Genomic DNA, 8,691 nt, shown 5'->3' on the forward strand with positions numbered 1-8,691 from the left:
GAATTGACAAAGCAAACATTATCAAATACGTAAACAAATGCAAAAAGCATCATATCCATTGGGAGGATGAGATGAAAATCAAGCTTGCACGGCTCGCGGTTGCGGCCACGCCAAGCGCTGGCCGAGACGGTTCCGTAGATGCGCAAGACTATCCATATCGCGGTAGTTCCGATGTCGTCGTTTGGGCGCCGGTGGCGGCACGGACAGCGCCAACCGGATGATTATGGCCGAGATGGAAAAGCATCTGCCGGTATCGATGAATGTGACCAATCAGACTGGTGGTTTGGCCGGGTCGAACGGTATGGTTTTCGCCATGAATAAGCTCGATGACGGTTATACGCTGGCAGGTATCTCGGAATCGAATGTGACCGCGCTCGTTCAGGGCGGCTGGGATCAGAAGCTCGATTTCTGATATCCCTTCATTATCAGCGGCTCACCCGATCTAATCTCGGCGCCGGCGGACAGCCTTTTTAACAAACTGCAAGAGCTCGTGGATGCTCCCTAAGCCAGGTCAAGATCGATTCCCGCTGCTGCATCTGAGGCATTTTTCCTCGGTGATGTCGTCTTTCCCACGCGACAAAGCTGATCGCATCATGCGGCTGGACCGAGGGCGAAGTTTGCCGTCGCCGAATTGAGCATTGAGAATTTCGACACTTTCCCCTCGTAATGAAAGCCAACCTATGAAGCGCCTTGAGACGAAGAATGGAACGCCTATTTCCCGCTTGGGATTTGGGGCCATGCAATTTGGCCGAACCGCAGATGACCACAGCGCGCGCGAGATGTTCGAGGCCTGTATAGGGGCCGGGATCAATCTCTTCGACACGGCTTACAGCTATGCGGGCGGTGAATCCGAGCGTATGCTGGGCAAGTTGGCCGCCCCGATGGCCGATGATATCCTCGTCGCCACAAAGGCACCGAATGATCGCCCCGCGTCGTCAGACAACCTGCGGGCTTCCCACGAGCTAAGCCGCAAACGGTTGGGGGTCGACCGGATCGATATCTACTATCTGCATCGGTTCGACCCCGAAACGCAGCTCGACGAGACCTTTGGCACCTTGGCCGAGATGCAGTCCCGCGGGATGATCCGCCACATCGGGGTGTCGAATTTCGCGGCGTGGCAGATCATGAAAGCACAGGCAGTTTGTGCGAAATTCGGCACGCAGATCGATGTTTGCCAGCCGATGTACAATCTTGTGAAACGGCAGGTAGAGACCGAGATTCTACCTGCCTGCGAAGATCAGGGCATCTCTGTCTGCCCTTTTTCGCCCCTGGGCGGCGGGCTGTTAACCGGCAAATACGCAGATGGGGCGGCCGGAAGACTTAGAGATGATCGCACGTATGCGGCGCGTTATGGACAGCCGTGGATGCACGAAGCCGCCCGCGGCCTGCGCGCTCTGTCGGAAAAATTCGGGATCCCCGCTGCGACGCTCGCCGTGGCATGGGTGACACGGCATCCAGCGGTCACATCGACGTTGATCTCCGCACGCAATGCATCTCAATTGCAGCCGTCGCTGGATACACTGGATCTGGAATTGCCGAACGATCTTTTTGCGGAGGTAACCAGGCTCAGCCCCAATCCGGCTCCGGCAACGGACCGGTCGGAAGAAGCCTAACCAGGACCAACGCATATCGCCTTTGGTTGGGTTCAGGTGACGCGCGTCAGCTCATTGTTGCTGCATGTCGTTATCGCAAAACCGCTGCACGGTGTTGCGCGACAAGCATGAAGCCATTGGCGGCAAGCGAAGGCGAGCTCGAAGCTGGGAGGATTCTCGTAATCAAAAAGGGTCGGAAACCGGACCGCCGCTGCACCAGCCAACAAGGTCCGCAATGTGGACAAGTCTCAGTTCGCTGCAGGCGCACCCATCGCCGCGCCCGAGAGGCTAACCAATGTAGACCGTCACCATCCTCGCGCAATCCCTGCACAGGCTACCAATCTCCGGTCACATGGGCTACCAGTCTACGTCGAATGTCCTGACGAGGCCGCTGATCTGCTCTTCCGTCAACAGGTTTGGCGAAAGACCGCGACACAAAAGGGTGAGCTTTGCGGCTTCCTCGAGTTCCTCCATGGCATAGACCGCGGCATCGAGATCCTTGCCGCAGACGACTGGCCCGTGATTGGCCAGCAGCACTGCAGACCGTTTGCCAAGCAGACCGCGCACGGCGTCACCCATGGCCGGATCGCCGGGCATGAAATAGGGAAGCAATTTGACGCGACCAAGCTTCATCACGCTATAGGCGGTGATCGGCGGAATGACGTTGTCGGGATCGGTCTCCGGCAGCACTGACAACACCACCGAATGGCACGAGTGCAGATGCACCACAGCGCCGGCGCCATGACGGGTATCATAGAAGGCGCTGTGCAATGGAATTTCCTTGGTCGGGGCATCGCCGCTGACCAGATCGCCGGATCGGTCCAGGAGGCTTATGCGTGCAGGATCGATAAACCCCATGCTGGATCCAGTGGGCGTGACAAGCAGACGACCATCAGACAGGCGTACAGAGATGTTGCCGGAAGAGCCATTTGTCAGGCCGCGATCAAACATCGACCCGGCCCAGCGGGCAATGTCATCGCGCGCTTTGGTTTCTTCACTCATCGGTTCCCTGCCAGCATCGAAATCGCCAGGGCAAAGAAATCCTCATCGCCAAAGTTTCCGGACTTGAGCGCCACCGCAAGCGCCCGGTGGTCAACACGCAAGGCAGGAACACCCGGGGCAATTCTGGAGCCTACGGCCAGCCCCTTCGCGTTGATGCCGGCGACAACGGCACCTGAGGTTTCACCACCCGCACAGACAATTTGCGAGATCCCACGCCGGGTCAGTTCGGCAGCGAGGTCCTGAAACAGGCCTTCTATCCGCTCTGCGATGACCGTTTGACCATAACGTTCCTGTGCAGCCTTGACCTTTTCGGGCTCCGCCGATGAAAACACCAGCGGTGCGGAATGATCCTGCTTCATCACCCAGTCAGCTAAGCTGTGCCAGGTGTGAACGCCGGCCATGACATCATCTGCGGTCAATTCGAGCGAAGGTGCTGTTTGTGCATATTTGGCGATCTGCGCACGGGTCGCCAGCGAGCATGAGCCCGACAGCACGACGCCCTTCCCCTCAACCCCTGCCCAGGTCGGAGAGCCGGGGTTGAAACCAAAATTGCCAGGCAGGCCCAGCGCGATGCCTGAGCCGCCGCACAGCAATTTGCGCTCCTTCGCAGCGGCTCCGATGATGTGGAGATCTTCATCCCGGATGGCATCAACGATGAACATTGCGGTTTGCGTTTCAAGGGCAACAGATATTGCATCGGCCCCCTTGTTGACCGTGCGCATCGGCACATGGGCCACCGACCATTTTGTCTGTCTGGCCAGAACGCGGCGCAGGTCAGGATCGGTCATCGGTGTCAGCGGATGGTTCTGCATGCCACTCTCATTCAGCAGCTTGTCGCCGACGAAGAGATGCCCTTGATACACACTGCGGCCATTCTCCGGAAAGGCAGGGCAGACGATGACCGCGCGCTCGCCCAAACGTTCGGCCAGCGCTTCTGCGACCTGCCCGATATTGCCCTGATCCGTCGAATCGAATGTCGAGCACACTTTGAAGATGATCTGCCGGGCGCCCTGCCCGGTCAGCCAGTCGCAGGCTTGCACGGATTGTCTGATCGCATCCTCAACCGGCACCGTCCGGGATTTCAGTGACACGACAGCGGCATCACAATCTGTTGCCGGTTGCAATGGCACTCCGGCCAGAAGCACGGTTTTCATGCCTGCTTCGGCAAGAGTCAGCGCAATGTCGGATGCACCAGTGAAATCGTCAGCAATGACACCGATTTTCACAGCGTGAACTCCTTCGTCGGGCCGTTATCCAGCCGCACGGCATAGTCCGGCCCTGCCCGCTCGAAAAGGCTCATCACCAGGGGATCGTGGCCTGGAACAATCAGGCTGCGGTCGCTGGCAAGCGCTGATATCCGGTCGAACCCGTCAAGCATGTTTTGAAGATCAACAACGATCGGAAACGGTTTTCTGGCAAACACGTTCTCATAATAGTGCGCGGCGTCAGACGCCAGACAGAGCCATCCCGAAACTGTCCGCACCCGAACGGCCTGAAGCCCGCGTGAATGGCCGCCGATGCAATGCACCGTCACCCCGTCGGCGACTTCACCATCGCCATCGTGGAAAATCGCCCGGCCGGAATAGACCCGCTTGACCGCCTCGCAGACATGATCGGCTGAAAACGGCATGCGCAGCGTGTCGTGACACATGCAGGGCCCGGTGGCGTAAGCCATCTCGGCAGATTGGAGATGAATGGTGGCATTGGGAAACTGGTTGAGACCACCGGCATGATCATAATGCAGATGGGTGACAATGAGACGGGTGATGTCTTCCGGTTTGAGTCCGATACCTTGCAAGGCCGCGGCCGGTTCTCTGATAATCGGCCGATCCCGGCGCCGCGCCTCGGCTTCATCATAGCCGGTGTCAACCAGAATGACCTCCTCACCGCACTTCAGCACCCAGATGAAATAGTCCATCGCATGCGGCTGGTCATGATTGTCGTCGAAGATGAAGCTGTCCCTGCGGGTCCGCGAATTGCGGTCGGCATATTTGAGCGCATAGACTTCCCAGATCATTGATGCACGCGGGCGAAGGTGCGCAGGTCCTTGGACTCGATCATTGAGCCGCCAGTCTTGCCGAATTGCTGAAAATGCGGCGTCTGCTGGTGTGCTTCAAACGCCGCAAGATCCGAGTAGATCTCGTAGAGGAAAACACTGTCGGGCTGCGCCTCATCGGTGCAGACGTCGAACTGATGGCAGCCGGGTTCATCCCGCAGCGAGGCCCGCGCATTTTCGAGCATCAACGGCATGAACTCGTTGATCATGCCGACCTTGATTTTAAACGTCACAACAACAGCAAACATACCAGCCTCACTTAACGAAACAGATGGACCATCGTCATCGACACCGCGGGAACGTAGGTCACGAGAAGCAGCGCGCAGATCGCCGCAAAATACAGCATGCCCATTCTGCGCGCGATGGAAAGCACCCCGACACCTGATATGCGCGAAGCGACATAGAGCGTCGCGCCCACAGGCGGGGTAAACAGGCCGACGGCAACGTTGCAGGTCATGATGACGCCCAGATGCACAGGATCGATGCCGAAAGCTTGCGCGGTCGGCAGGAACAGGGGCGCGGTCAGCAGGATCGCCGGCACCGGATCAAGCACCAGGCCGAGAACCAGCAGCACCAGATTGACCAGGATGAGAAACACCCAGGGGCTTGAAGACAGGTCCTGCACAAAGGCGACCAGCACCTGCGGCATCTGCTCGAGCGTGATCAACCAGCCGAGAACCGTGGTCGCGCCGATCACCACCATCACGGTCGCGCTGGTCACAAATGCATCGACCATCAATTGCGGCAGGTCCTTTAACCGGAAATCCCGGTAGACGAATATGGTCACCACCAGACCGTAGACCACCGCCACCGCAGCAGCCTCGGTGGGCGTCACCCAGCCACTGAAAATGCCGCCAAGGATCAGGATCGGCATGAACAGCGCCGGTGCCGTTCCGACAAACGAACTCCACAATTCGGCGCGTGTGGTGGTCCGGCCTCCGGGATCGCAGCCGGTGGATTTGCCGACATAATAGCAGACCAGCATGAAGGCCAGCCCGAAGATGATGCCGGGAACCATACCTGCGAGGAACAGGTCCGCCACCGAGACATTGCCGACAAATCCGTAGATCAGCATTGGAATCGAGGGCGGAATGATGATGCCGATGGTGCCTGCGGCGGCGACGAGGCCGGCGGCGAACGCCTTGTCGTAGCCTTCCTTGGCCATATTCTTGATCATCACCGAGCCTATAGCTGCGCTGTCGGCAATGGCAGAACCGGATATACCACCGAAGATCATCGAGGCGCCGACCACCACCATGCCAAGCCCACCCGGCATGAAGCCGAAAGCGGCGCGGGCAAACCCGATGATGCGCAGGCCAACGCCGCCACGGCTCATCAACTCGCCCGCCACGATAAACAGCGGGATGGCGAGGAAGTGGTTGGGTTCGACCCCGCCGATGAAATTGAGGTACAGCGCCTGCAGCGGATAGCCCAGGTCAAAGACAATGATGGGCAGGATCGCCGTGATCAGGATTGCCCAGACCAGCGGCACGCCAACAAACACGGTGACAAGAAACACCGCAATGACAAAAAGCAGGATCACACCACGGCTCCCGTATCGGCGCCGTCGACATGGTGAGCAATCGGCGGACCATTGCGGCCCGGCGGCGAGCGCCAGTCATGCAACATATTGAAGACATGGAAAATCAGAGAAAGCGCAATACCGACCGGCATTGAGGCGTAAAGAAAGCCGACCGGCCAATACAGAACTGTCGTTTTCTGGGCCCAGGTGTGGGTGGAGATGGAGTAACCCTCAACGATCAGGCTCACCATCGTCACCAGCACCACCAGATTGATCGCGATTGACAGGAAATGCTGAACCTTTGCAGGGAAGAACAACTCGACAATCTCGGTGACCCGCATGTGCGCTCCGCGGGCGATCGCCGCCGCACAGCCAAGAAAGGTCGTCCAGAGCAGCAGGAAGGCCGTCACTTCCAGCGACCAGGCAAGATCAAATCCCGCCGCGCCCCTGAGCGTCGCATTGACGAAAACAAGCGTCACGATTGATAGGCCGCCAAGCACCAGACACAGATCGATCAAGCGGCTTAAAACCTGTAGTACAAGCGGATAGGTTGCCCTGTAATCCATGCCAAAGTCCCAGACAAAGGATCAGGACCGCGAAAGCCCTGATCCCGGGTTTACGATTAGCGAAAGCCTATTTCGCCGGCATCGTCTCACGGATTTTGGCAGCATCTGCCAGCACCTTGTCAACGGCTTCCGCACCGTAAACGCCACGGGCCTTGTCATAGACCGAGGCCACAGCGTCGCGGAAGGGGCCGATTTCCGGCGTCGACACCTTGGCGCCGGCGGCAGTCATTTCCTCAAGCTGTGCGTTGACCGAGTTCTTGACCAGATCGCGGCTGAAGGCAGAGGATTCGGCCGCCGCCTTCATGACGGCTTCCTTGTCCGCGTCCGAGAAACTCTGCCAGGTCTTCTCAGACACAGTCAGAGGCAACGGGCTGTAGACGTGGCGCGTCAGGGTGATGTTGGGGGCGACTTCGTAGAAGCGGAGCGACTTGATGGTGTCGACCGGATTTTCCTGACCATCGACAGTGCCCTGCTGAATCGCAAGATAAACGTCGGTGATCGGCATCACCACGGTCTGGAAACCGACCGCTTCCATGGTCCAGCGGATCATGTCGTTTGGAAAAACACGCATTTTCTTGCCAACAGCATCGGCAGGCGACGTCAGCGGATCCTTGGTCGTATAGCTGCGGAACCCGGCTTCCCATGTCGAGAGCACCCGGAAGCCTACGTCCGGCAGCTTGGCGAACTCGCCCTTCAGCCACTCGGAATTGTCGTAAAACTCCCAGCCTTGCTCATAGGTGTCGACCAGAAACGGCATGGCAGTCAGATTGAGTGATGTGAGGTGCGAGGCATAGGAACCGGTCGCTGAAACCGTGAAATCGACGCCGCCCAGTTGCAGCTGCTCGATGGCTTTCGGATCGTTGGCGAGCTGGCCGGCAGGGAAGATCCGGACTTCATAACGGCCTTCGGTATATTCCTTCACCTTCTCGGCAAAAACCTCGGCTGCGGCCTGGCGGGATCCGCCAGGATTGTCTGTGTGGCTGAATTTGAGCACCGTTTGCGCGCAAACGGATGTGACCAGCGCACCCGCCATCGCGGTTGTGACGGCCAGTGTCTTGAGCAGAATGTTCATATTGTCCTCCCAGGCAAAAAATCAGTGTTGCAATTATTTAACGTATACATTAAAAAATTCATTGTCAAATTCGTTTTGCAGGCAAGTCTGATGCTTTCAGCGTCGGTCCATCACTCAGGGGAAACTTATGGTCCAGTCATTCGAAATCGCGGTGTTTGAAGGCGACGGGATCGGGCCGGAGATCACTGCTCCAACGATACGCATACTTGAAGCCCTGTCAAAATCGCAGCAGGATTATGGGCTGACCTTCACCAAAGCTCCGGCCGGTGCCGCTCTCTATGCTCAAACCGGAGAGTCTCTGCCATCAGCGTCGATGGAGACGGCCCGTAACGCCGATGCAATCCTGCTGGCAGCCATGGGACTGCCCTCGGTTCGCTATGAGGATGGAACCGAAATTTCACCGCAACTGGATCTCAGGATCGAACTCGACCTGTTTGCCGGGGTTCGCCCTGTCCGGGTGGTTCCGGGTCAACCCACCCCGCTCAAACTCTCAGGCGGCCAGTCGATCGACTTCGTCCTGATCCGGGAGAGCACCGAAGGGCTGTTTTTCTCCAAGGGCAAGGGGGAAGTGACCAAGGATGAGGCACGCGAGACGCTTCTGATCACGCGCAAGACCAGCGAGAAGCTGTTCCGGTTTGCCTTCGAGTATGCCCAGCAACGCAAGGCCCTGGGCACAGGCAAGGGCCGGGTGACCTGCGTCGACAAGGCAAACGTGTTTCGAGCCTTTGCCTTTTTCCGCGAGATCTTTGATGGCGTGGCCAGGGAATATTCTCAGCTGACCGCAGACCATGCTTATGTCGACGCGACCGCACTCTGGATGGTCGAGAAGCCGTGGCTGTTTGATGTTCTGGTCACAGAAAACATGTTCGGCGACATTCTCT

General features: G+C 58.1%; 11 protein-coding genes. 4 read left to right on the forward strand and 7 right to left on the reverse strand.

The window, feature by feature from the left end; all coding sequences use genetic code 11:
* The 3 genes from ABJN75_RS15760 to ABJN75_RS15770 form a co-directional block, all read left to right on the forward strand.
* Positions 1–221, forward strand: a 221-nt coding sequence (locus ABJN75_RS15760) for a hypothetical protein (RefSeq protein WP_348440533.1), incomplete at its 5' end; no start/stop codon positions are given.
* A gap of 2 nt (positions 222–223) precedes the next feature.
* A complete protein-coding gene (locus ABJN75_RS15765) occupies positions 224–412 on the forward strand; it encodes a hypothetical protein (protein WP_348440534.1) in 189 nt (62 codons plus the stop codon).
* A gap of 268 nt (positions 413–680) precedes the next feature.
* A complete protein-coding gene (locus ABJN75_RS15770) occupies positions 681–1,613 on the forward strand; it encodes an aldo/keto reductase (protein ID WP_348440535.1) in 933 nt (310 codons plus the stop codon).
* Positions 1,614–1,949: 336 nt separating this feature from the next.
* Here ABJN75_RS15770 and otnC read toward each other — a convergent pair whose 3' ends face one another.
* The 7 genes from otnC to ABJN75_RS15805 form a co-directional block, all read right to left on the reverse strand.
* A complete protein-coding gene (otnC, locus tag ABJN75_RS15775) occupies positions 1,950–2,594 on the reverse strand; it encodes a 3-oxo-tetronate 4-phosphate decarboxylase (RefSeq protein WP_348440536.1) in 645 nt (214 codons plus the stop codon).
* Positions 2,591–3,820: a 3-oxo-tetronate kinase gene (otnK, locus tag ABJN75_RS15780; RefSeq protein ID WP_348440537.1), complete on the reverse strand. Its 1,230-nt coding sequence runs from the start codon at positions 3,818–3,820 to the stop codon at positions 2,591–2,593. Before otnK ends, otnC begins: the two co-directional genes overlap by 4 nt.
* Positions 3,817–4,611 carry an N-acyl homoserine lactonase family protein gene (locus ABJN75_RS15785; RefSeq protein WP_348440538.1) on the reverse strand — a complete coding sequence of 265 codons (795 nt, stop codon included), beginning with the start codon at positions 4,609–4,611 and terminating at the stop codon, positions 3,817–3,819. The genes otnK and ABJN75_RS15785 overlap by 4 nt, the downstream gene beginning before the upstream one ends.
* Positions 4,608–4,898, reverse strand: a complete 291-nt coding sequence (locus tag ABJN75_RS15790) for a putative quinol monooxygenase (RefSeq protein ID WP_348440539.1) — start codon at positions 4,896–4,898, stop codon at positions 4,608–4,610. The genes ABJN75_RS15785 and ABJN75_RS15790 overlap by 4 nt, the downstream gene beginning before the upstream one ends.
* 11 nt (positions 4,899–4,909) lie before the next feature.
* Positions 4,910–6,193 carry a TRAP transporter large permease gene (locus tag ABJN75_RS15795; RefSeq protein WP_348440540.1) on the reverse strand — a complete coding sequence of 428 codons (1,284 nt, stop codon included), beginning with the start codon at positions 6,191–6,193 and terminating at the stop codon, positions 4,910–4,912.
* The gene (locus tag ABJN75_RS15800) at positions 6,190–6,738 is read right to left on the reverse strand and encodes a TRAP transporter small permease (protein ID WP_348440541.1); all 549 of its coding nucleotides are present in this window, start codon (positions 6,736–6,738) and stop codon (positions 6,190–6,192) included. The genes ABJN75_RS15795 and ABJN75_RS15800 overlap by 4 nt, the downstream gene beginning before the upstream one ends.
* Positions 6,739–6,805: 67 nt before the next feature.
* Positions 6,806–7,810, reverse strand: a complete 1,005-nt coding sequence (locus ABJN75_RS15805; RefSeq protein ID WP_348440542.1) for a TRAP transporter substrate-binding protein — start codon at positions 7,808–7,810, stop codon at positions 6,806–6,808.
* Positions 7,811–7,937: 127 nt separating this feature from the next.
* Between ABJN75_RS15805 and ABJN75_RS15810 the strand changes: the two genes are divergently transcribed.
* Positions 7,938–8,691 (forward strand): isocitrate/isopropylmalate family dehydrogenase (locus tag ABJN75_RS15810; RefSeq protein ID WP_348440543.1); only part of this gene is annotated, 754 nt, incomplete at its 3' end.

The organism is Hoeflea sp., assembly GCF_039975035.1.
In the GTDB taxonomy this organism is placed as follows: domain Bacteria; phylum Pseudomonadota; class Alphaproteobacteria; order Rhizobiales; family Rhizobiaceae; genus Hoeflea.

What these genes read in the sequence shown, in the direction of transcription:
- ABJN75_RS15765 (WP_348440534.1), top strand. Translation starts at nt 224, where the DNA reads ATGGCCGAGATGGAAAAGCATCTGCCGGTATCGATGAATGTGACCAAT.
- ABJN75_RS15770 (WP_348440535.1), top strand. Translation starts at nt 681, where the DNA reads ATGAAGCGCCTTGAGACGAAGAATGGAACGCCTATTTCCCGCTTGGGA.
- otnC (WP_348440536.1), bottom strand. Translation starts at nt 2,594, where the DNA reads ATGAGTGAAGAAACCAAAGCGCGCGATGACATTGCCCGCTGGGCCGGG.
- ABJN75_RS15785 (WP_348440538.1), bottom strand. Translation starts at nt 4,611, where the DNA reads ATGATCTGGGAAGTCTATGCGCTCAAATATGCCGACCGCAATTCGCGG.
- ABJN75_RS15790 (WP_348440539.1), bottom strand. Translation starts at nt 4,898, where the DNA reads ATGTTTGCTGTTGTTGTGACGTTTAAAATCAAGGTCGGCATGATCAAC.
- ABJN75_RS15800 (WP_348440541.1), bottom strand. Translation starts at nt 6,738, where the DNA reads ATGGATTACAGGGCAACCTATCCGCTTGTACTACAGGTTTTAAGCCGC.
- ABJN75_RS15805 (WP_348440542.1), bottom strand. Translation starts at nt 7,810, where the DNA reads ATGAACATTCTGCTCAAGACACTGGCCGTCACAACCGCGATGGCGGGT.